The sequence below is a fragment of the Halomonas sp. BN3-1 genome (genome assembly GCF_003056325.1).
Classification (GTDB): Bacteria; Pseudomonadota; Gammaproteobacteria; order Pseudomonadales; family Halomonadaceae; genus Halomonas; species Halomonas litopenaei.
Window position 1 is genome coordinate 688140 of the sequence record NZ_PYVV01000001.1, and the last position, 20805, is coordinate 708944.

Sequence of the window (20805 nt, forward strand, 5' to 3'; positions counted from 1 at the left end):
TGTGAGGCTCTAGGCACGCACCTTCCCAGCTCTCGCACCTTCCAAAGCTACAGTGGAGACGGAACCATCAAGAGAAGCAACCCCAGAGGACGCCCCCAGGACAAGCGTCCGCCAATGAACGAGCGCATCACCGAAGATCAGGTCCGCCTGATCGCCAGCGACGGCGAACAGCTTGGCATCGTGGATACCCGCGACGCCCTTGAGCGTGCCGAAGCGGAAGGGATGGACCTCGTACAGATTTCCAATGCCGATCCGATCGTCTGCAAGATCATGGATTACGGCAAGTTCGTCTTCGAGCAGAAGAAGCAGAAAGCTGCTCAGAAGAAGAAGCAGAAGCAAATCCAGGTCAAGGAAGTCAAATTCCGTCCTGGCACCGACGAGGGTGACTATCAGGTCAAGATGAAGAACCTGATTCGATTCCTCGAAGGTGGCGACAAGGGCAAGGTCACCCTGCGTTTCCGCGGGCGTGAAATGGCGCACCAGGACATCGGCCGCAAGCTGATGGAACGGATCGCAGCGGATCTCGAGGAAATCGGGACCGTGGAATCCTTCCCCAAGATGGAAGGGCGCCAGATGATCATGATCATTGCCCCCAAGAAGAAGTGATCCGACGGCCGGTTCAACGATTGGTCAGCCTGTGAAGGCTGGCCATTGGCCCCGGATTTTCTAAAGAAACTCGAGCGGAGTTATTCTCATGCCGAAGATCAAGAGCAACAGTGGCGCTGCCAAGCGCTTCAAGAAGACTGCCAACGGCTTCAAGCACAAGCAGTCCTTCCGTAGTCACATTCTGACCAAGAAGTCCACCAAGCGTAAGCGTCAGCTGCGCGGCATGCAGCAGATCCACGACGCCGACAAGGCACTCGTGCGTCGCATGCTGCCGTACGTATAAACCCTTGGTGAACCCCCTTTAACGTCAGGAGAGTGCTATGACTCGTGTCAAGCGTGGTGTCGTCGCCCGTCGTCGTCACAAGAAGATCATGAAGCAGGCCAAGGGCTACTACGGTGCCCGTTCGCGCGTCTTTCGCGTTGCCAAGCAGGCCGTCATCAAGGCCGGCCAGTACGCGTACCGCGACCGTCGCCAGCGCAAGCGTCAGTTCCGTGCCCTGTGGATCCAGCGTATCAACGCCGGTGCCCGTCAGCACGGTCTGTCCTACAGCCGCTTCGTCGGTGGTCTGAAGAAGGCCGGTATCGAAATCGACCGCAAGGTCCTGGCTGACCTGGCCGTTCACGAGAAGGCAGCCTTTGCTGCCATCGTCGAGAAGGCCAAGGCTGCCCAGTAAGCGCGTTCGAATGATGAGCGAGCTCTCCCCATGGGGAGACGAGCGTTCATGATCGCCCCAGGGGAAGAGCAGCCGCTCTTCCCCTGTTTTTTTGGCGACCCCTTTTTCATCGCGATCTCTCTACTATTGCGCGACCACTCCACCACTGAACGATCAACGATATCGGAGCTCAACGTATGGACCACCTTCCCGACCTGGTTCAACAAGCTCGCGACGCCATCCAGTCAGCCGACTCCATGGCCGCACTCGACGAGATTCGCGTCAAGTACCTGGGCAAGAAGGGCGAACTGACCGCGCTGCTCAAGGGGCTCGGCAAGCTGCCCGCCGAGGAGCGACCGGCGGCCGGTGAGCGCATCAACCAGGCCAAGCAGGAGCTGGCCAAGGAACTCGATACCCGGCGCGAGGCCCTGGCCAAGGCCGAGCTCGACGCCAAGCTTGCCGCAGAACGCCTGGACGTGACCCTGCCGGGACGTGGACAGCCCACCGGTGGCCTGCATCCGGTGACACGCACCCTGGAGCGTATCGAAGGCCTGTTCCGTCGCATCGGCTACGAGGTGGCGGTGGGGCCAGAGCTCGAAGACGACCACCATAACTTTGAAGCCCTGAACATCCCGGCCCACCATCCGGCGCGAGGCATGGCCGACACCTTCTATTTCGACGCCACCCGGCTGCTGCGCACCCACACCTCGCCGGTCCAGGTGCGCACCATGAAGGCCGAGGAGCCGCCGATCCGCATCGTCTGCCCGGGTCGGGTGTACCGCAGTGACTCGGATCTGACCCATACCCCGATGTTCCATCAGGTCGAGGGCCTGCTGATCGAGGAAGACGTCAGTTTCGCCGACCTCAAGGGCACCATCGAAGACTTTCTGCATGCCTTCTTCGAGCGCGATGACCTGTCGGTACGTTTCCGTCCGTCCTATTTCCCCTTCACCGAGCCTTCCGCCGAGGTCGATATTGCCTGCGTGATGTGCGCCGGTGAAGGTTGCCGTGTGTGCTCCCACACCGGCTGGCTCGAGGTGATGGGCTGCGGCATGGTCCACCCGGAAGTCTTCCGTCACGGCGGCATCGATCCCGAGCGTTATACCGGTTTCGCCTTCGGCATGGGTGCCGAGCGCCTGGCCATGCTGCGCTATGGCGTCAACGATCTGCGCCTGTTCTTTGAAAACGATCTGCGCTTTCTTCGTCAGTTTCACTGAGCGCTGCGGGCCAAAGGGCCCGATAAAGAACATCGAATGCAGGAACAGGACGTCAAGGAGTCCTCATGAAAGTATCCGAACAGTGGCTGCGTGAGTGGGTATCTCCGCAGCTTTCCACCCAGGGGCTTGCCGACCAGATCACCATGGCGGGGCTCGAGGTGGACGCCGTCGAACCCGTGGCGGCGGCCTTCAGCGAGGTGGTAGTGGCCAAGGTGGTCGAAAAGGCCCAGCACCCTGATGCCGACAAGCTCAACGTCTGTCAGGTCGACGACGGAAGCGGCGAGACCGTGCAGGTGGTGTGTGGCGCACCCAATGTGGCCGCCGGTCAGCACATCCCCTTCGCCCGCGTGGGCGCGGTGTTGCCCGGTGACTTCAAGATCAAGAAGGCCAAGCTCAGGGGCGTCGAGTCCCGCGGCATGATCTGCTCCGCCTCGGAGCTGGGCCTGGAGGAGGGCACCTCCGAGGGTATCCTGGTGTTGCCCGAGGACGCTCCGGTGGGCACCGCCCTGCGCGACTACCTGGGCCTGGATGACCACACCATCGAGGTCGATCTGACCCCGAACCGCGGCGACTGTCTGAGCGTCCAGGGCCTGGCCCGCGAGGTTGGCGTGCTCAACCGTCTTGGCCTCAACGAGCCGCAGATCTCCAAGGTTGCGGCCAGTCATGACGAAACCTTCCCGGTCCGGGTCGAGGACGCAGAGCGCTGCCCGCGCTATATCGGCCGTCTGATCAAGGGCGTCGATATCAGTCGCCCCACGCCGATGTGGATGGTCGAGCGTCTGCGCCGTAGCGGTGTGCGCGCCATCGATCCGGCGGTGGACGTGACCAACTACGTGATGCTGGAACTGGGTCAGCCGCTGCATGCCTTCGATCGTGCCAACCTCGAGGGTGCCGTGATCGTGCGTCTGGCGCGCCAGGGCGAGGAACTTGTGCTGCTCGATGGCCAGACCGTCAGTCTCGACCCGAGCACCCTGATCATCGCCGACGAGAAGGGACCGCTGGCCCTGGCCGGAGTGATGGGCGGCGAACACTCCGGTGTCAGCGAGGCCACCCGCGATATCTTCCTGGAAGGCGCCTTCTTCACCCCCTTGGCGGTGGCTGGGCAAGCGCGCTCCTACGGGCTTCACACCGACGCCTCGCATCGTTTCGAGCGCGGCGTCGATCCCGAGCTGACGCGCCGTGCCATCGAGCGGGCCACCGAGCTTCTGATCGCCATCTGCGGCGGCGAAGCCGGGCCGCTCAATGAGCAGGCATCCGACGCGCACCTGCCGGCTCAGCGTGAGGTGACCCTGCGCACCGAGCGGCTGGCCAAGGCGCTGTCCAAGCGCCTGGACGACGCCGAGGTCGGCGAGATCCTCGAGCGCCTGGGCATGGCGGTGGAAAGCATCGACGCTGGCTTCCGGGTCAAGGTGCCGAGCTGGCGTTTCGACGTCACCATCGAGGAAGACCTGATCGAGGAAGTGGCGCGGATTCACGGCTATAACCGTCTGCCGGTGCGTCGCCCAGCCGTGCGCCTGGCACTCAAGGCAGACCATGAGTCCAGGAGCCCGTTGTCGCGTCTGCGCCGTCAAATGACCGCACGTGGCTACCAGGAAGCGATCACCTACAGTTTCGTCGCCCCGGAGCTGCAGCGTGTGCTGCTGCCTGAAGCGGTGTCGCCGGTGCTGGCCAACCCGATTTCTGCGGATCTGTCGGTGATGCGGGCGAGCCTGTTCCCGGGCCTGGTCAGGGCGCTTGAGCACAATCTCAATCGCCAGCAGACCCGCGTGCGCCTGTTCGAGAGCGGCCTCGTTTTCCGCGGTGAGCTCGATGAACTGGAGCAGGTGCCGATGCTCGGCGCCATCGTCTGCGGCTCGCGCCTTCCCGAAGGCTGGGCCGGCGGTCGCGACAAGGTCGACTTCTTCGATCTCAAGGGTGACCTCGAGAGTCTGTTCGAAGTGACCGGCAGCGCCGACGCCTGGCGTTTCGAGCCGGGTGAGCACCCGTCACTGCATCCCGGACAGTGCGCGCGCATCCTCCATCGCGGCGAGGAAGCCGGCTGGATCGGCACCCTGCACCCGGCGGTCAAGGCCAAGCTTGGTCTCAAGACCGACGCCGTGCTGTTCGAGGTGCGCCTCGATGCGCTCAGCCAGGGCAGCATCCCTGCCTTTGCGCCGCTGTCACGGTATCCCGAGGTGCGTCGCGACCTGGCCTTTGTGGTGGATGAGGACCAGCCGGTGCAGGCGCTGCTCGACCGCGTGCGTGCCGAAGCCGGTGAATGGCTCACCGAACTGGGGCTTTTCGACGTCTATCAGGGTAAAGGCGTAGCCGAAGGTCGTAAGAGTGTGGCCTTGGGCTTGACCTGGCAGCATCCTTCGCGCACGCTAAATGACGAAGAAATCAATCAGTTGGTCGATGCCATCGTGGCAACGGCTCGGCAGGGACTCGATGCCGAGCTGCGTGCCTGACGCTTTCCCCTGACGGGCGCGGACGGTTGGCGTGACCATCACCATGAGGATAAGAACATGGGAGCGTTGACCAAGGCAGAACTGGCCGAGCATCTGCATACCGAGCTCGGCCTGTCCAAGCGGGAGGCGAAGACCATGGTGGAAGCCTTCTTCGAGGAAATTCGCGCCTGTCTGCGGGAAAACGAGCAGGTCAAGCTGTCGGGGTTCGGCAATTTCGACCTGCGCGACAAGCGTGAAAGGCCTGGGCGAAACCCCAAGACGGGAGAAGAGATTCCGATCTCGGCTCGGCGTGTGGTGACCTTCCGGCCCGGGCAGAAATTGAAAAGCCAGGTGGGGCATCCCGAGGAAGCCTAGAGGTGTGAAGCCTTGGCTTTGCTGGCCTCGCCCGATCGCCAAGCGTTGCTCCACGACGGTGTCGTCTTGCATCGTCTTGAAAGGTCCCGGCCCGCAAAGGCGTCACCTTGAAGAAGTGCCGTAACCGAAGGTCGTGACGGAAAGTGTCATCGTAAAAAGCGCCGCCCCAAAAGGGCGGCGCTTTTTTTGTGACGGGACTGGAGTGGAGCCTTGCAGCAGAGCCTTTGCAGCTGTGGCTGATATCAAGGTCATAGGCGCGCCGGGCGTCAGCCTTCCTCGGTGCTCTGGCGATCGAGATTCGTCTGTCGGGCTTCTTCCTCCCTTTCCTGAGCCTCCTGGGCCAGTGTCTTGCGCGGCAACAGCAGGTTCAACAGGAAGGCGCTGATCGCGGCGATCACGATGGGTGCACCTGTGACCACGTCCTTGACCGTTTCCGGGAACTGTTCGATCGCCGACGGCACCGAGGTGATGCCCAGGCTGAGGGCCAGCGACAGCCCGACGATGGTCATGTTTCGGGCGGTCATCTCGTCCTTGATCAACAGCTGGATGCCGGTCACCGTGATCATCCCGAACACGGTGATGGTGGCGCCACCGATGACCGGATAGGGGATGGTCGTCATCAGCGCGCCGAACTTGGGGCTGAGGCCGGCCAGCAGCACGATGACACCCGCCAGCATGAAGACGCTTCGACTGATGACCTTGGTGATCGCCACGATGCCGACGTTCTGGCTGTAGGTGGAGGTCGGCAGGGCGCCGAAGAAGGTGCTCAAGGTGGTCGTCAGGCCATTGCCGAGCAGGCCGCCGGTGAGTTCCTTTGTCGCCAGTTCCCGGTTCATCCCCGCCACGCTGGTCGCGGAGAGATCGCCAATCGTCTGGACCGAATTGATCACGCAGATCACCACCATGGAAATGATGGCCGCGGAGTGAAACTCCATCTCGAACGGCATCAACTCCGGCACCGCCAGCCATGGGGCGTTGTTCACCGGGGAAAAGTCGATCATGCCCAGCGGTATGGCGACCAGATAGCCCACCAGCATGCCGATGATGATGGCCGACAGCTTGACCACGCCGCGCCCGAACTGGGACGCCACCAGGACGGTGACCAGCGTCAGAACGCCCAGGCCCCAGTTGACGAGATCACCGAAGCCTTCGGCGTTGACGTTGCCACTGCCAGCCATGTAGCGGATGGCGATGTCGTACAGCGATAGTCCGATCACCAGCACCACGGTGCCCGCCACCACCGGGGGAAAGAGGTGGCGGATGAACTGGATGAAGTAGCCCACCACCATCATGGTGATGCCACCGATCAATTGGGCGCCCAGGATGCCTTCGATGCCGTACTGGGCGCCGACGGCGATCAGCGTTGGCACATAGGCGAAGCCGACACCGAAGATGGCCGGCAGGCGGGCGCCAAACTTCCAGACGCCGTAGAGGTGGAAGAGGGTGCAGACGCCGGAGGCAAGCACCGCTACCTGAATCAGCTGGAGCTTTTCCGCCGGGGTGGCGCCGACCACGCCGGCGACGATAAGCGGCGGCGTGATGACACCGGCGATCATCGCCAGCACGTGTTGAAGCGAGATGGGCAGCGCCCGGGCTATGCCGGGCCGGCCGTGGAAGTCGAACAGCGTCGTGGGGGGTGTCTGCATGATCCTGGCCATTGTGGTTGTTGTCAGGGCGTCTGTAGTCGCTGAATACACTATGCAACGTTAGTGTATCCAATGTAGGACGACAAACTGTATACAACAATGGTTCGATACCTGATATCGGCGGTACGAACAAAACGGCAGAATCGGTAAGACAACGACGACATGGACAATGGCGATATCGACCTGGAGGCCGAGGCTCTGGTGGAATAGTCGACGAGTGCAAGTGTCGCCAGGAGCGGTGCTAGACCCCCTTGCCTTCCAGATACCAGGTAATGACGACCTTTGCCACGTAGCCCAGCATGCCGGCGCCAAGCACGATGAACAGCATCAGGGTGCCGAAGCGGCCAGCCTTCGACTGCTTCGCCAGGTCCCAGATGATAAAGCACATGAACAGGATCAGGCCGCCGATCATGATGGGGGTGATCCAGGCCTCGAAGGTCTCGCGCATGGGGCTCTCGCTTGTGTGGTGGCGGTGGGCGGGGGAGTGTGAACTGGCCTGCCATGGTATCCGGTCCAGACACGGCTTGCAGCGCCCGAGGGATGCGCAGGCGCCAGCCTACGTGCTAGAATCCGACCAAAATTCTCAGGTAATTCCATCACATGCCTACTCTCAAGATACTGGTTGGCACCATGTACGGTGGTGCTCTCGACGTAGCCGAACAGGTCAAGCCGTTATTCGAGGACGCGGGCTACGAGGTTTCGGTGCTCGAAAACCCGACCCTGGCCGACGTCACCGACGACGCACCCGATCTGGCGCTGTTCTGCGTGTCTACCACCGGCAGCGGCGACTTTCCGGGAAATTTCGTCAGCTTCGTGCGCGAGTTGCAGGACAAGAGCCCCGGCCTTAGGCAACTTCGCTATGGCCTGATCGCCCTGGGCGACAGCTCCTACGGAGAAACCTTCTGCGGCGCCGGGCGCCGCCTGGACCAGCTGCTCGAGGAACAGGGCGCAACACGCCTCGACGACCGGCTCGAGATCGACGCCATGGAGACCTTCATGGCCGATGACGAGGCGCTGCCCTGGGTCGAGGGCTGGATTGCCCGTCAGAACCTGAAGGTGGCCTGATGGCCAGGGCGATCGCGAGCCCAGCTCGCCTGAGCCTGATGGTCGGCCTGATGCTGGTGCTGGCGCTGACCCTGCCGCGCTACCAGATGGCCGGTCTCGATACCCGCGAGACGCTGGGCTATATCGTGCTCGGTGTACTGGCCCTGGCCAGCCTGTTTCAGTGGCGGTTGCTCGATGGCGCGGGACGCTCGCGCTTTCTACGCATGCTGTTCACCCTGTTGGGCTGCATGGTCGTAGGCCTGGTGGTAATGGCGATCTACAGCACCCTGGTCGATGGCATGGCGCTTGGCCTGGCGGTGCTTTCGCAGGGTGCGACCGCAGGACTGTTGCTGCACGCCGTGGTGCTGGTGTTCTCGAAGCGGGATTGAGCCTTACGGCGGAGCTCTGGTGACGGCGGTCTTGTTGGCGCCGATGCGCTCTGCACGTTCAGTAAGAAAACACATCGCCCCGAGCCTTGCGGCTCGGGGCGATGTGTTTTTATGGTGCTGCGGATACGGATGAGGGCGATCAGGCGACAGCGCCGCCCAGGGTATAGCAGGGGACATAGTCACCCGCGAGTTTCATGCGACCCTGGGCGACGAAGGACGTCAGCAGGGCGTCGAGCTTCTCCATCAGGTCGGCCTCGGCGTGCAGGCGGAAGGGGCCGTGGGCCTCGATGGCGCGAATGCCCTGTTCCTTGACATTGCCGGCGACGATGCCGGAGAAGGCGCGGCGCAGATTGGCGGCCAGTTCGTGCTTGGGCAGTTCACGGTTCAGCGCCAGCGACGCCATGGCTTCGTGGGTCGGCACGAAGGGCTCCTGGAAGTTACGCGCGATGGTCAGGCGCCAGTTGTAGTAGAAGGCGTCCTGGCGGGCGCGACGATACTCGGTGACCTTGTCGATGTTGGCGCGCATGGTGCGGGCCACCTCGGTCGGGTCATCGATGATGATCTGATAGAGCTCGCGCACCGACTCGCCGAGGGTGTAGACCAGGAATTCGTCGATTCGCTGGAAGTACTCGGCGGCGCTGGCGGGGCCGGTGAACACCACCGGAAACTCCATGTCGGCGTTGTCCGGGTGCAGCAGGATGCCGAGCAGGTAGAGGATTTCCTCGGCGGTGCCGACCCCGCCGGGGAAGACGATGATACCGTGGCCCAGGCGCACGAAGGCTTCCAGGCGCTTCTCGATATCCGGCATTACCACCAGTTCGTTGACGATGGGATTCGGTGCCTCGGCGGCGATGATGCCGGGCTCCGACACCCCCAGGTAACGGCCGGGGTAGCGGCGCTGCTTGGCGTGGGCGACGTTGGCGCCTTTCATCGGTCCCTTCATGGCGCCGGGGCCGCAGCCGGTGCAGATGTCGAGGTCGCGAAGCCCCAGGTGGTAGCCCACGTCCTTGGTGTACTCGTACTCCTCACGGGAGATCGAGTGGCCACCCCAGCACACCACGAGGCTGGGATCCCGGCTAGGCTTGAGCGTGCCGGCCTTGCGCAGGATGTGGAACACCGCGTTGGTGGTGCCCTCGCCGGTGGCCAGGTCGAAGCGCGACTGGTTCTGGATCTCGTTGTAGACGTAGACGATGTCGCGCAACACGCTGGAGATATGTTCGCGGATGCCGCGAATCATGCGGCCGTCGACGAAGGCCTCGGCGGGGGCATCGGTCAGCTTCAGACGTACCCCGCGGTCCTGCTGCAATAGCTCGATATCGAAGTTGGGGTAGGTCTCCAGCAGGGCCAGGCCGTCATCCATGGGGTTGCCGGAATTGAGCACCGCCAGCGTACAGCGGCGCAGCATCTCGTGCAGGCCGGTCTGGGAGCTGTCGCGCAGACGATTGACCTCGTGCTGGGACAGAATCTCGAGGCTGCCCTCGGGGGAGATCGTGGTGGAAATGGTCTCGGGCATAAAAGGCTTCCTTGTCTGGGCGGGTGTCAGGGCGCAGGGGCCTTGGCACACGCCTGATTGAAGAGGGCGCGCACGGCGCTCTGATCCGCGTCGCTCATGCCGTCCTGGGCAAAGGCGCCGTCCAGCCATTCATGGAAGACGGCGTCGAAATCGTCACTGGTGACTTCGCTCGGGTCGTAGTCCAGCTGGTCCACCACCAGGGGGATCTGGGGAATCAGATAGCCCAGCGGAAACAGCTCCTCGGCGCTGGCGTCACGCTCCATGTCGATCAGGGCATCATGGATGGCGTCGGCACGGGCGGCGATGGGGTCATGCATGGTGGTGAACTCTTGGTCGAAGGTGGTGTGAAATGAACGCTCGATCATGGCTCGATGCTACCACGGCCGGGCGTCAGGGCGCACCGCTGCGGGCTTCGTGCTGAAGTGGTAGACTATGCCGACCCAAGGAAAGGGCCTCGTTCACCGCGTGGGCATTTCCTCAATTGGCCTTGGTTTGCAGCAGCCATGACCTGGCTTGTCGCTGGCCTGCAATCCGGACGGATCACCCTGGCGTCACTCCATGTTCAATGCCCTGTACTTCCGCACCTTCATCACCCTGGTAGAGACCGGCAGCTTCACCCGTACCGCTCAGCGTCTCGAGATGACCCAGCCGGGGGTGAGCCAGCACGTGCGCAAGCTAGAGCGTTATCTGGACAAGACGCTGCTGGAGCGCCAGGGGCGCCGCTTCCGCCTGACCGAGGCCGGCCGCCGCGCTTACGACTACGCGGTAAAGCTGTTTTCCGAGCATGAACAATTTCGTCATTCTCTCGACGACGAGAGTCTCGACAGCGGCGAGTGTCGGCTGGCGTCACCCGGCAGCATCGGGCTGATGCTCTATCCGTTTATCCTGGGCCAGCAGCAGCGGCATCCAGGACTGACCGTATCCTATTGCTTCGCCTTCCATCAGGAGATCCTGGCCGATGTGCTGGCCGGTCGGCACGATCTCGGCATCGTCACCGAGGTCACCCGTCACCCGGATCTCGAGTGTGAGGCGTGGCACGACGAACCCTTGAGCCTGGTAGTGCCGGCGGACTTTACCGGCACCAGCCTCAATGACCTGCTGGGGCTCGGCTTCATCAGCTATACCGATGGTCTGGACAAGGCCGGTAGCCTGCTGCGAGCCAATTTTCCCGACGACTTCAGCTCCATGAGCCACTTCCCGCGACAGGGCTTCACCAACGAGGTGGGCATGGTGCTCGACGCAGTGGCCCGTGGCCTTGGCTTCAGCGTGGTCTCGCGCCTGGTGCTCGAGACCTCGCCCTGGCAACGTCAGGTGCGCGAGATGACCCTGACCCACCCCATAGACGAGACGCTCTACCTCGTCAGCCGACGCGGGGCGCGGGTCCCCAGTCGCTACCACCACCTGCTCGAGGCCTTTCGCGAGCAGCGACATCTGGAGCGCTTCGGCCACCCCGAGGGTCGCCAGGCCGAGGGCTGAGGCGTCAGTCCTTCCTGCACACATGCGATAAACGACAGAACCCCGCCGTGGCGGGGTTCTGTGCTTTGCCTGCGACGGGATCAGTCGCGGTATTCGTCGATGCTCGGGCAGGAGCAGATCAGCTGACGATCGCCCAGCACGTTGTCGACCCGGTTGACCGCCGGCCAGTACTTGGCACCCTTGACCGCCTCGGAGGGGAAGGCGCCGATCTCGCGGGAGTAGCCCCGGTTCCATTCCGCGTCCATCAGGTCGGCCATGGTGTGCGGGGCCTTCACCAGAGGGTTGTCCTCCAGTCTCCACTCGCCGCTCTCGACCCGGGCGATCTCCTCGCGGATGCCGATCATGGCGTCGCAGAAGCGGTCCAGCTCATAGAGCGACTCCGACTCGGTGGGCTCGATCATCAGGGTGCCGGCCACCGGGAAGGACATGGTGGGGGCGTGGAAGCCGTAGTCCATCAGGCGCTTGGCGATGTCTTCCTCGCTGATGCCGGAAGCCGCCTTGAGCGGACGGATGTCGATGATGCACTCGTGGGCCACGGTGCCGTTCTGGCCCTTGTAGAGCACCGGATAGTGCGCTTCCAGGCGAGTGGCGATGTAGTTGGCGCCGAGGATGGCAAGCTCGGTGGCCTCGCGCAGGCCGCGTGCTCCCATCATCTTGATGTAGGCCCAGGAGATCGGCAGGATCGAGGCCGAGCCGAAGGCCGCCGCGGACACCGCGCCGGAGTCCTCTTCGACACCGTCGATCGGGGTCACGCTGTGGTTGGCCACGTGGGGCGCCAGGTGCGCCTTGACACCGATCGGGCCCATGCCGGGGCCACCACCGCCGTGGGGGATACAGAAGGTCTTGTGCAGGTTGAGGTGGCTGACGTCGCCGCCGAAGTCACCCGGACGTGCCACGCCGACCTGAGCATTCATGTTGGCGCCGTCGATATACACCTGGCCACCGTTGGCGTGGACGATGTCGCAGGCCTCGCGCACGCCTTCCTCGAACACCCCGTGGGTGGACGGGTAGGTGAGCATGATCGCGGACAGCGCCTGTGAGTGCTGCTCGGCCTTGGCCTTGAGGTCGGCCAGGTCGATGTTGCCGTCCTCGTCGCACTCCACCACCACCACGCGCATGCTGCACATGGCGGCGGAGGCCGGGTTGGTGCCGTGGGCCGAGCTGGGGATCAGGCAGACGTCACGGTGGCCCTCGCCCTGGGCCGCCTGGTAGCGCCGGATCGCCAGCAGACCGGCGTACTCGCCCTGGGCGCCGGAGTTGGGCTGCATCGAGATATGGTCGTAGCCGGTGATCTCCACCAGGAAGGCCGCCAGTTCGTCGATCATCTGGCGATAGCCGGCGACCTGATCCTTCGGCGCGAAGGGATGGATGCGGGCGAACTCCGGCCAGGTGATCGGCATCATCTCGGTGGTGGCGTTGAGCTTCATGGTGCAGGAACCCAGCGGAATCATCGCGTGGGCCAGCGACAGGTCCTTGTTCTCCAGGCGCTTGAGGTAGCGCAGCATCTCGGTTTCGCTGCGATAGCGCTGGAAGGTCGGGTGCTCAAGGAAGTCGCTCTCGCGTCGGCAGGCGGCGGGAATGCCGCTGGCCTGGGACTCGAGGATGCCGTCGTCGAGTTCGCGCACGCCAAGGCCGTGCTCCTCGCCCAGCAGCACGTCGAACAGCGCGTCCAGGTCGTGGGCGGTGGTGGTCTCGTCGAGGCTGACACCCACGTCACCGTTGTCGAAGTAGCGCAGGTTGATCTCGTGGGTCATGGCACGACCGTGGATCTTGCCGCGATCGACCCCGGTCAGACGCAGGGTGTCGAAGTAGCTGTCGTTGGCCAGGCTGACGCCTTTCTGGGCCAGGCCGGTGGCCAGGATGGTGGTCAGCCGATGGATGCGCCCGGCGATGGTGCGCAGGCCCTCGGCGCCGTGATACACCGCGTAGAAGCCAGCGATGTTGGCCAGCAGCGCCTGGGCGGTGCAGATGTTGGAGGTGGCCTTCTCGCGACGGATGTGCTGCTCGCGGGTCTGCATGGCCATGCGCAGGGCGGTGTTGCCGCGGGCGTCCTTGGACACCCCGATGATGCGTCCGGGGATCGAGCGCTTGAGCTTGTCGGTGGTGGCGAAGAAGGCGGCGTGGGGGCCACCGAAGCCCATCGGCACGCCGAAACGCTGGCTCGAGCCGACCACGATATCGGCGCCCATGGCGCCGGGCTCCTTGAGCAGTACCAGGGCCATCAGGTCGGTGGCAACGCAGGTCATCACGCCGCGCTTCTTGGCCTCGGCGATCAGCGGGGCCAGGTCGTGGACGCGGCCGTCATTGCCGGGGTACTGCAGCAGTGCGCCGAAGACGTCATGGCTTGCGAGTTCTTCCGCCGGGGCGATGACGATCTCGTAGCCGAACCAGGAGGCGCGGGTCTTGAGTACGTCCAGGGTCTGGGGGAAGACATCGTCGGCAACGAAGAAGGCATTGGTCTTGGCCTTCTTGTTGGAGCGCCGGCACAGCGCCATGGCCTCGGCGGCGGCGGTGGCTTCATCCAGCAGCGAGGCGTTGGCCAGCTCCATCCCGGTCAGGTCCATCACCATCTGCTGGAAGTTCAGCAGGCCTTCCAGACGGCCCTGGGAGATCTCGGGCTGATAGGGGGTGTAGGCGGTGTACCAGCCCGGGTTTTCCAGCACGTTGCGCTGAATGACCGCCGGCAGGTGGGTGTCGTAGTAGCCCTGGCCAATGTAGCTGCGGGCGACCTTGTTCTGGCGGGCCAGACGATACAGGTAGTCCAGCGCCTCGGCTTCGGCCTTGGGGGGATCCAGATCGAGCTCACGGCCCAGGCGGATGTTGGCGGGCACCGTCTTGTCGATCAAGGACTCCACGCCTTCGACACCCAGGGCCGACAGCATCTTGGCCCTGTCGTCCCCATCGGGACCATTGTGACGACGGAGAAAGGCATCGTGATCGGCCAGTTCGGCCAGGCGACGTGTATCGAAAGCCATGGAACACCTTGAGTGTGACGGACCCCGAAGATCCGGATGAATAACGGGTTGCCTCGCGTGGTGGCGGGCGCGTTGGCCGGGGCCACATGGCCCCGGCGAGGGGAGGGAGTGGCTCCCCCTGGTGGCGCGGGTCGCAGAGGCCCGGCTCAGCCTTCGGCGTCGACCACCGCCTGATAGGCGTCGGCGTCGAGCAGGTCGTCGAGGGCGCTCTGGTCGTCGAGGCGCACCTTCATGATCCAGCCATCCTCGTAAGGCGCTTCGTTGACGGTCTCCGGAGCGTCCTCGAGGGACTCGTTGACCTCGACGATCTCGCCGTCCACCGGCGCATAGAGGTCAGAGGCGGCCTTGACCGACTCGATAACGCCGAATTCGTCGCCCTTGGCGAGGCTGGTGCCGACCTCGGGCAGGTCGACGAAGACCACGTCACCCAGGGCTTCCTGAGCGTGATCGGTGATGCCGATGGTGACGGTTCCGTCGCCGTTGTCCTGAATCCATTCGTGGCTGTCGACATAGCGCAGGTTGGCGGGGATTGAGCTCATCTCGATTTCCTATACGAAAAAGGTTTTCCGGTTTCGCGCATGCTAACGCCATTCTCGGCGTTTGGCGAGTCCATGATGAGAGAAAAACGGGGTGGTCGCCGCACTCTCAAGACATAGGGTGGAACGACTCGCGGTTGGCGTCCAGTCCACGCCCGTGGCTGAAGCCACGGTGAGGTGGAGGGGATGGGCGGATGGCACGTGATGGACGCGTTGGTGGCGAGACCCGGCATGATTCGACGTTGGCGACTATGCTACAGACGTCGAAGAGGCGCGGGGGCCTTCAGCGACCAAAGGGGGATTTGCCAAGACCAAACGCCTTGGCTAAGGTGGCAAAAGTTTCCAATAGGAAACACGGTTAACGTTCACGCAAACAACGGCTGGCGAAGCGGCGTTAGCGTGGACAAGCGTTGCTGGTGCCCTTGCGACAATATCCGCTATCGTAGGCGGGTCCGTGCTGTCGATTCGTCTGATATGCCTGTTATTCCGATAACTATTCACGGTAAACAGGCTTTCTGCTGGTCGACAGCGCATAACAACAAGTGCCGAGTCAAAAGGGAGACTTCCGTGGAAGCACTCAACAATATCTTCTCCGCCATCAATGGGGTGGTGTGGGGACCGATCATGCTGATCCTGTTGCTGGGGGTGGGTATCTACCTCCAGTTGGGTCTCAAGCTCATGCCCATCCGCAAGCTGGGGATGGGGTTCAAGCTGATGTGGGGCGGGCGTGACAGCAAGTCCGAAAGCAAGGATGAAGGTGAGATCTCGCCGTTCAACGCCTTGATGACGGCGCTGTCTGCGACCATCGGTACCGGTAACATCGCCGGTGTGGCCACGGCGATCGCCCTGGGTGGCCCCGGTGCGGTGTTCTGGATGTGGATCACCGCCCTGGTGGGCATGGCCACCAAGTTTGCCGAGGCGGTGCTGGCGGTGCGCTATCGCGAGACCGATGACACCGGTTTCCATATCGGCGGACCGATGTACTACATCAAGAACGGACTCGGCCGCAAATGGCTGTGGCTGGGTGGCGCCTTCGCCTTCTTCGGCGCCGTGGCCGCCTTCGGTATCGGTAACACCGTGCAGTCCAACTCGGTGGCCGACGCCCTCGAGTCGAGCTTCGGCATCGAGCCCTGGATTACCGGTGTGGTGATCATGGTGCTGGCCGGTGCGGTGATCCTCGGCGGCATCAAGCGTATCGCCAAGGTGGCCGGCAAGCTGGTCCCGGTCATGGGAATCGCCTACATCATCGCCGGTGTCAGTGCCCTGGCGGTCAACGCCGACCAGATCGGCGGCGCCCTGAGCAATATCTTCTACTACGCCTTCAATCCCCACGCCGCCATGGGTGGCTTCGCCGGCGCAGCCGTGATGGCGGCCATCCGGTTCGGTGTCGCTCGGGGTATCTTCTCCAACGAGGCCGGTCTTGGCAGCGCGCCGATCGCCCACGCCGCGGCCCAGACCAAGAACCCGGTTCGCCAGGGTCTGATCGCCATGCTCGGTACCTTCATCGATACCATCATGGTGTGCACCATTACCGCCCTGGTGATCCTGACCGCGCCGATCTGGGAGACCGGTGAGGCCGGCGCCTCGCTGACCGCGCTGTCGTTCGACAATGCCCTGCCCAATGGCTGGGGTGAGGCCATCGTGTCGATCGCCCTGGCGATCTTCGCCTTCACCACCATCCTCGGCTGGTCCTTCTATGGCGAGAAGTGCTTCCAGTTCCTGTTCGGTACCCGCTCGATCATGATCTACCGGGTACTGTTCGTGCTGGCCATTCCGGTGGGTGCGCTGGCCCAGCTTGGCTTCATCTGGCTGATGGCCGACACCTTCAACGCCATGATGGCGATTCCCAACCTGATCGCCCTGGCGCTGCTGTCGCCGGTGGTGTTCAAGCTGACCAAGGACTACTTCGACGGCAAGGACATCCTGCCGGGCGAGGCCCTTGATCACGACAAGTCCTGAGCCTGAGCCGACCACGGGAGGTGCCCTCAGGGGCACCTCCTGTCGTTGCAAGGGTTCTTTCACGAACCACGAGACGAAACGCCATGAGTGAACTCAAGACGACACCGCTGAATGCCCTGCATCGAGAGCTGGGGGCCAAGATGGTCCCGTTCGCGGGCTATGACATGCCCGTTCAGTATCCGCTGGGGGTCAAGAAAGAGCACGAGCATACCCGCGCGGCCTGCGGCCTGTTCGACGTCTCGCACATGGCGCAGATCCTGATTCGTGGCGAGAACGCGCTGGCCGCGCTGGAGACCCTGGTGCCGGCGGATCTGGTCGGCCTGCCCGAAGGCATGCAACGCTATGGCCTGTTTACCAGCGAAGACGGCGGGATCCTCGATGACCTGATGACGGTCAACGCCGGTGACCACCTTTACCTGGTGGTCAACGCGGCCTGTCGTGATCAGGACATCGCCCATCTGCGTCGCGGGCTGCCCGACCACGAAGTCGAGGTGGTCGATCGCGGCCTGCTGGCGCTGCAGGGGCCGAAGACCGCCGATGTCATGGCGCGTCTGTGTCCGGCAGCCTGCGAGATGGTGTTCATGCAGCATGGTCGCTTCGACATCGACGGTATCCCGGTGTGGATCAGCCGCAGCGGCTATACCGGCGAGGATGGCTTCGAGATCTCGGTGCCGGCAGATCAGACCGACGCCCTGGCGCGCAAGCTGCTGGCCGAGGAAGAGGTCGAGGCCATCGGCCTGGGGGCGCGTGATTCCCTGCGCCTGGAGGCCGGGCTCTGTCTCTACGGCCACGATATCGATACCACCACCACGCCGGTGGAGGCGGGGCTGATCTGGGCCATTGGCAAGCCACGTCGTCGTGGCGGCGAGCGCGCCGGTGGATTCCCGGGGGCTGATCTGGTGCTGCACCAGGTCGAAGTCAAGGACCACCAGCGCAAGCGCGTCGGCCTGCTGGGCGAGGGGCGTGCTCCGGTGCGCGAAGGTGCCGAGCTCTACAGCGAGGACGATCGTCTGCTCGGGCAGGTGACCTCCGGTGGCTTTGGCCCCAGCGTCGGCAAGCCGGTGGCCATGGGCTACGTCAGCCTCGATCACGCCGAGATCGGCACCACCGTGTACGCCGAGGTGCGTGGCAAGCGTCTGCCGATGACGGTGACTCGAATGCCGGTCATCACACCGGGTTACTATCGCGGCTGACAACTCGATAGATAACGCGTTATACCGTTATCTATGGTGACCTAAAGTTGCCATCGGATGAACGATCAACGGCGCCCACAGGGCGCCGTTTTTATGCCCTGGAGAAAGAGACGGCTCGGGTCTGGCGCCGGCATTGCAGGTCAGGCGATAAGTCGACGAAAGGTCAGGTTGATTCGCTCACCAGGGATCTTGCGCGGCAGCAGGGCGTGTTCGAGCTGTTCCTGGCAGCCTGGTCCCATCCATAGCAGGCTGCCGCTTTCGAGCCAGACGTTGAAGGCCGCGGACGAGCGGTCCTTCCAGCGAAAGCGCATGGGACGGGTCGCCCCCAGGCTGATGGAGGCGATGGTAGGGCAATCGCCAAGTTCCGCTTCGTTATCGCAGTGCCAGCCCATGCGGTCCTCGCCGTTGCGATAGCGGTTGATCAGTACGCTATTGAAGGCGCTGGTCGGTGTGCTCTTGTCGACGGCCGAAAACCGTTCGAGCAGGCCATTGAGACGATCACGCAGGGCCGCCACCGACGGATGCCAGGGGCAGGGCGCGAAGTCCCTGCCGGAGTAGCGATAGGCGTGATCGCCCATCCATACCTGCTGGCGGGGAATGGGATGGCTTCGCCCGTAAAGGGTCAGTTCGGGCTGCTGCCAGTCGAGTTCCTGGCGCAGCCTATCCTGCAGGTCGCTGGCATCGGGCTCGCTTATGAGCCCGGGCAGGTAGTAAAGCGGCGGGGTCTCGACCAGGGTTTGGGATGGCGCTTCGACTGGTGCTTCGTGTAGCAATTTGAACAGCGCTTTGGGGTCATGTGGAGGCATTCAAGCAGGATGCCAGTGAAGGCTGGCTGGCGCCACCGATCAGGAGCGGTGGCGCTTGTTCTGGAGATGCGGGCGAGCGGCGGGCGAGCGGCAGTGATGCCCCCCGAGGCGGCGTCAGTGGGACGCCGCGATCAGCAGAGTGGTCGAGGAAAGCCCGAGGCTAGCCAGGGCCATGCCATAGCCGAGCGCCGCGCCGGCAAGGACGTCACTGTAGTAGTGCAGTCCCAGGCCCACCCGCGAGATGGCGATCAAGCCCGCCAGCGGCAGCAGCCAGGGCAGCAGGGCGGGGCTGTGTACCGCGACCAGGGTGCAGAACATCACCGCGTGCATGGTGTGGCCGCTGGGGAAGCTGTAGCGGTCCCTGGCCGGTTCGTTGCACTGGATGCTGCCGCCAAAGGTGATGAAGGGCCGCTCTCGACACAGACGGGTCTTCAGCAGCTTGTACACCGCGATCGCCACCACGGCGGTGACGGTGTATTCGAGCATCAGGCGCAGACCGATATCGCGGCCGTGGATCGCCGGCAACGCCACGATCAGCGCCACCCAGATCGGCCAGTCGCCCAGCTTGCTGGAGATCTTCAAGGTGGATAGCCAGGGGCGGTGAATGCTGAGGCCGGCGGTGCGCTGGCACAGTTGCCACTCGAGCATATCCAGGCGGTCGAACATCTGCGGGATTTTAGTGGGCATGTCACATCTCCCTGGCGGTAAGTCGTCTTCTAGCGTCTTTTGTCGTCATGTGTCATCAGTTGTCGTGCTAGGGCCCGCTGCCTGTGGCCTCCACGCCGCCACTCGCTCTGGCGGCGGGGGTGTTCAACGAGCCACAGCCTGATCTAGGCCTTGGCGGGGTCCGACAGGCCGGTCCCCGACGTCAGGGCTTGGTGATGGGCGTCGAGGAAGGTCTGGGCGATGGACGGCCAGCGGTAGGCCAGGGCGCGTTCCCGGGCGGCGCGGCCCAGGCGGGCGTAGCGTGCCTGCTGCTGGCATAGCGCTGTCGCCTGTTGGCGGAATTCGGCGTTGTCACCGGCGGCGACACTGACACCATCCTTGTCGGTGGTGATCAACTCGGCGCCGGCCGCGTGGCGGAAGGCTACGACCGCCAGGCCGCTGGCCATGGCTTCGAGAATGACGTTGCCCCAGGTCTCTGACAGCGAGGGAAAGACGAAGATGTCGGCGCTGGCGTAGTGGATCTGCATCTCGGCGGAATCGATGAAGCCGGTAAAGATGGCGTCCGGCAGGGCCTTTTCCAGCGATGCCCGGCCGGGGCCGTCGCCCACCACCACCAGGCGCATGTCGGGGCGCGCCTCGAGCATGTCGAGAAAGGTGTCGCGCAACAGCTCCAGGTTCTTCTCCGGCGCCAGTCGGCCCACGTAAAGCGCCACCGGCTGGTGCTGGCCGACACCCCAGCTGTCGCGCAGTTGCTGACTACGCTTGGCGGGGGTGAAACGATCGCCTTCGATGCCACGTGCCATGACGCTGACGCGCTCGAAGCCTCTTTGCGTCAGCTCCCGGGCTTGCTGATGGGTCGGTACCAGGGTCGCCGCACAGCGATTGTGAAAATGACGCAGGCGATTGCGTACCAGTGGCGCCAGCCACGGCAGACCATAGTCCTGGCAGTAGTGATCGAAGTTGGTGTGCCAGCCGCTGACCACGGGAATGTCCAGCTTTTCTGCCGCGCGCAGGGCTGACCAGCCCAAGGGGCCTTCGGTCGCTACATAGATGACGTCGGGACGATTGTCGCGCCATAGCCTGCGCAAACGACTGGCGGAGGCCCAGCCGATACGCACTTCCTTGTAGCGCGGCATCGACATGCCGCGTACGCGAAGTTCGTGGGCCATCCCGGTGGCGGGTTCGGTGGAGCCGTCGACGGGGGCCGGCCGGACCAGCTGCAGCGTCACGCCAAGAGCACGCAGTTCCTGGCTGATGCGCCCCAGCGTATGGGCGACCCCATTGATATCAGGAGACCAGGTTTCGCTGACCAGACAGATGCGCAT

The 20805-nt window shown here is 63.7% G+C and carries 20 protein-coding genes; 11 read left to right on the top strand and 9 right to left on the bottom strand.

The genetic code is table 11. From position 1 onward, the window contains the following. Positions 1-66 precede the first annotated feature (66 nt). From infC to ihfA, 6 genes are all read left to right on the top strand, one after another. Complete coding sequence (gene infC / locus C9F12_RS02815; RefSeq protein ID WP_083970214.1) at positions 67-606, top strand: translation initiation factor IF-3; 540 nt, start codon at positions 67-69, stop codon at positions 604-606. 88 nt (positions 607-694) lie between these two features. Further along, complete coding sequence (gene rpmI, locus C9F12_RS02820) at positions 695-889, top strand: 50S ribosomal protein L35 (RefSeq protein WP_045991495.1); 195 nt, start codon at positions 695-697, stop codon at positions 887-889. Between the two features lie 37 nt (positions 890-926). Next, entirely contained in the window at positions 927-1280 is a 354-nt protein-coding gene (gene rplT / locus C9F12_RS02825) for a 50S ribosomal protein L20 (RefSeq protein ID WP_045991494.1), read from the top strand. A 176-nt stretch (positions 1281-1456) separates the two neighbouring features. After that, a complete protein-coding gene (gene pheS / locus C9F12_RS02830; protein WP_045991493.1) occupies positions 1457-2476 on the top strand; it encodes a phenylalanine--tRNA ligase subunit alpha in 1020 nt (339 codons plus the stop codon). A gap of 65 nt (positions 2477-2541) precedes the next feature. Beyond that, on the top strand, positions 2542-4923 hold the full coding sequence (gene pheT / locus C9F12_RS02835; protein ID WP_108447895.1) for a phenylalanine--tRNA ligase subunit beta: 2382 nt from the start codon (positions 2542-2544) through the stop codon (positions 4921-4923). Positions 4924-4980: 57 nt separating this feature from the next. Next, positions 4981-5277, top strand: a complete 297-nt coding sequence (gene ihfA / locus C9F12_RS02840) for an integration host factor subunit alpha (RefSeq protein WP_045991491.1) — start codon at positions 4981-4983, stop codon at positions 5275-5277. A 266-nt stretch (positions 5278-5543) separates the two neighbouring features. Here the strand turns inward: ihfA and C9F12_RS02845 are convergent, their stop codons facing one another. Then, positions 5544-6923, bottom strand: a complete 1380-nt coding sequence (locus C9F12_RS02845; protein ID WP_108133571.1) for a nucleobase:cation symporter-2 family protein — start codon at positions 6921-6923, stop codon at positions 5544-5546. 241 nt (positions 6924-7164) lie between these two features. Further along, positions 7165-7371, bottom strand: coding sequence for a DUF2788 domain-containing protein (locus C9F12_RS02850; RefSeq protein ID WP_045991489.1), 207 nt, complete (start codon positions 7369-7371; stop codon positions 7165-7167). Positions 7372-7523: 152 nt separating this feature from the next. On the opposite strand from C9F12_RS02850, the gene C9F12_RS02855 reads away from it, so the two are divergent. Together C9F12_RS02855 and C9F12_RS02860 are read left to right on the top strand one after the other, a co-directional pair. Further along, positions 7524-7988: a flavodoxin domain-containing protein gene (locus C9F12_RS02855; RefSeq protein ID WP_108447896.1), complete on the top strand. Its 465-nt coding sequence runs from the start codon at positions 7524-7526 to the stop codon at positions 7986-7988. Next, complete coding sequence (locus C9F12_RS02860) at positions 7988-8356, top strand: hypothetical protein (protein WP_045991487.1); 369 nt, start codon at positions 7988-7990, stop codon at positions 8354-8356. Before C9F12_RS02855 ends, C9F12_RS02860 begins: the two co-directional genes overlap by 1 nt. Positions 8357-8495: 139 nt before the next feature. Here C9F12_RS02860 and ppnN read toward each other — a convergent pair whose 3' ends face one another. Together ppnN and C9F12_RS02870 are read right to left on the bottom strand one after the other, a co-directional pair. After that, complete coding sequence (ppnN, locus tag C9F12_RS02865; protein WP_108447897.1) at positions 8496-9869, bottom strand: nucleotide 5'-monophosphate nucleosidase PpnN; 1374 nt, start codon at positions 9867-9869, stop codon at positions 8496-8498. A gap of 26 nt (positions 9870-9895) precedes the next feature. Then, positions 9896-10234: a YfcL family protein gene (locus tag C9F12_RS02870; RefSeq protein ID WP_108447898.1), complete on the bottom strand. Its 339-nt coding sequence runs from the start codon at positions 10232-10234 to the stop codon at positions 9896-9898. A gap of 193 nt (positions 10235-10427) precedes the next feature. On the opposite strand from C9F12_RS02870, the gene C9F12_RS02875 reads away from it, so the two are divergent. Further along, entirely contained in the window at positions 10428-11345 is a 918-nt protein-coding gene (locus C9F12_RS02875; protein ID WP_108447994.1) for a LysR family transcriptional regulator, read from the top strand. A gap of 80 nt (positions 11346-11425) precedes the next feature. Here the strand turns inward: C9F12_RS02875 and gcvP are convergent, their stop codons facing one another. Next, positions 11426-14320, bottom strand: coding sequence for an aminomethyl-transferring glycine dehydrogenase (gene gcvP / locus C9F12_RS02880; RefSeq protein WP_108447899.1), 2895 nt, complete (start codon positions 14318-14320; stop codon positions 11426-11428). A gap of 146 nt (positions 14321-14466) precedes the next feature. After that, positions 14467-14859, bottom strand: a complete 393-nt coding sequence (gene gcvH, locus C9F12_RS02885) for a glycine cleavage system protein GcvH (RefSeq protein WP_045991479.1) — start codon at positions 14857-14859, stop codon at positions 14467-14469. Positions 14860-15423: 564 nt separating this feature from the next. Between gcvH and C9F12_RS02890 the strand changes: the two genes are divergently transcribed. After that, positions 15424-16815 (top strand): sodium:alanine symporter family protein, encoded by a 1392-nt coding sequence (locus C9F12_RS02890; protein ID WP_108447900.1) that lies wholly within the window; start codon positions 15424-15426, stop codon positions 16813-16815. A gap of 83 nt (positions 16816-16898) precedes the next feature. Beyond that, the gene (gcvT, locus tag C9F12_RS02895; protein WP_045991477.1) at positions 16899-18008 is read left to right on the top strand and encodes a glycine cleavage system aminomethyltransferase GcvT; all 1110 of its coding nucleotides are present in this window, start codon (positions 16899-16901) and stop codon (positions 18006-18008) included. A gap of 140 nt (positions 18009-18148) precedes the next feature. Here the strand turns inward: gcvT and C9F12_RS02900 are convergent, their stop codons facing one another. The 3 genes from C9F12_RS02900 to C9F12_RS02910 form a co-directional block, all read right to left on the bottom strand. Continuing rightward, complete coding sequence (locus C9F12_RS02900; RefSeq protein WP_240184145.1) at positions 18149-18781, bottom strand: alpha-ketoglutarate-dependent dioxygenase AlkB; 633 nt, start codon at positions 18779-18781, stop codon at positions 18149-18151. A 147-nt stretch (positions 18782-18928) separates the two neighbouring features. Further along, complete coding sequence (locus C9F12_RS02905; RefSeq protein ID WP_045991476.1) at positions 18929-19501, bottom strand: phosphatase PAP2 family protein; 573 nt, start codon at positions 19499-19501, stop codon at positions 18929-18931. A gap of 143 nt (positions 19502-19644) precedes the next feature. After that, a complete protein-coding gene (locus C9F12_RS02910) occupies positions 19645-20805 on the bottom strand; it encodes a glycosyltransferase family 1 protein (RefSeq protein WP_108447903.1) in 1161 nt (386 codons plus the stop codon).

What these genes read in the sequence shown, in the direction of transcription:
- pheT (WP_108447895.1), top strand. Translation starts at nt 2,542, where the DNA reads ATGAAAGTATCCGAACAGTGGCTGCGTGAGTGGGTATCTCCGCAGCTT.
- gcvH (WP_045991479.1), bottom strand. Translation starts at nt 14,859, where the DNA reads ATGAGCTCAATCCCCGCCAACCTGCGCTATGTCGACAGCCACGAATGG.
- C9F12_RS02875 (WP_108447994.1), top strand. Translation starts at nt 10,428, where the DNA reads ATGTTCAATGCCCTGTACTTCCGCACCTTCATCACCCTGGTAGAGACC.
- rplT (WP_045991494.1), top strand. Translation starts at nt 927, where the DNA reads ATGACTCGTGTCAAGCGTGGTGTCGTCGCCCGTCGTCGTCACAAGAAG.
- rpmI (WP_045991495.1), top strand. Translation starts at nt 695, where the DNA reads ATGCCGAAGATCAAGAGCAACAGTGGCGCTGCCAAGCGCTTCAAGAAG.
- C9F12_RS02860 (WP_045991487.1), top strand. Translation starts at nt 7,988, where the DNA reads ATGGCCAGGGCGATCGCGAGCCCAGCTCGCCTGAGCCTGATGGTCGGC.
- gcvT (WP_045991477.1), top strand. Translation starts at nt 16,899, where the DNA reads ATGAGTGAACTCAAGACGACACCGCTGAATGCCCTGCATCGAGAGCTG.
- C9F12_RS02855 (WP_108447896.1), top strand. Translation starts at nt 7,524, where the DNA reads ATGCCTACTCTCAAGATACTGGTTGGCACCATGTACGGTGGTGCTCTC.
- C9F12_RS02845 (WP_108133571.1), bottom strand. Translation starts at nt 6,923, where the DNA reads ATGCAGACACCCCCCACGACGCTGTTCGACTTCCACGGCCGGCCCGGC.
- C9F12_RS02905 (WP_045991476.1), bottom strand. Translation starts at nt 19,501, where the DNA reads ATGCCCACTAAAATCCCGCAGATGTTCGACCGCCTGGATATGCTCGAG.
- pheS (WP_045991493.1), top strand. Translation starts at nt 1,457, where the DNA reads ATGGACCACCTTCCCGACCTGGTTCAACAAGCTCGCGACGCCATCCAG.
- C9F12_RS02850 (WP_045991489.1), bottom strand. Translation starts at nt 7,371, where the DNA reads ATGCGCGAGACCTTCGAGGCCTGGATCACCCCCATCATGATCGGCGGC.
- C9F12_RS02910 (WP_108447903.1), bottom strand. Translation starts at nt 20,805, where the DNA reads ATGCGCATCTGTCTGGTCAGCGAAACCTGGTCTCCTGATATCAATGGG.
- gcvP (WP_108447899.1), bottom strand. Translation starts at nt 14,320, where the DNA reads ATGGCTTTCGATACACGTCGCCTGGCCGAACTGGCCGATCACGATGCC.
- ppnN (WP_108447897.1), bottom strand. Translation starts at nt 9,869, where the DNA reads ATGCCCGAGACCATTTCCACCACGATCTCCCCCGAGGGCAGCCTCGAG.
- ihfA (WP_045991491.1), top strand. Translation starts at nt 4,981, where the DNA reads ATGGGAGCGTTGACCAAGGCAGAACTGGCCGAGCATCTGCATACCGAG.
- C9F12_RS02870 (WP_108447898.1), bottom strand. Translation starts at nt 10,234, where the DNA reads ATGATCGAGCGTTCATTTCACACCACCTTCGACCAAGAGTTCACCACC.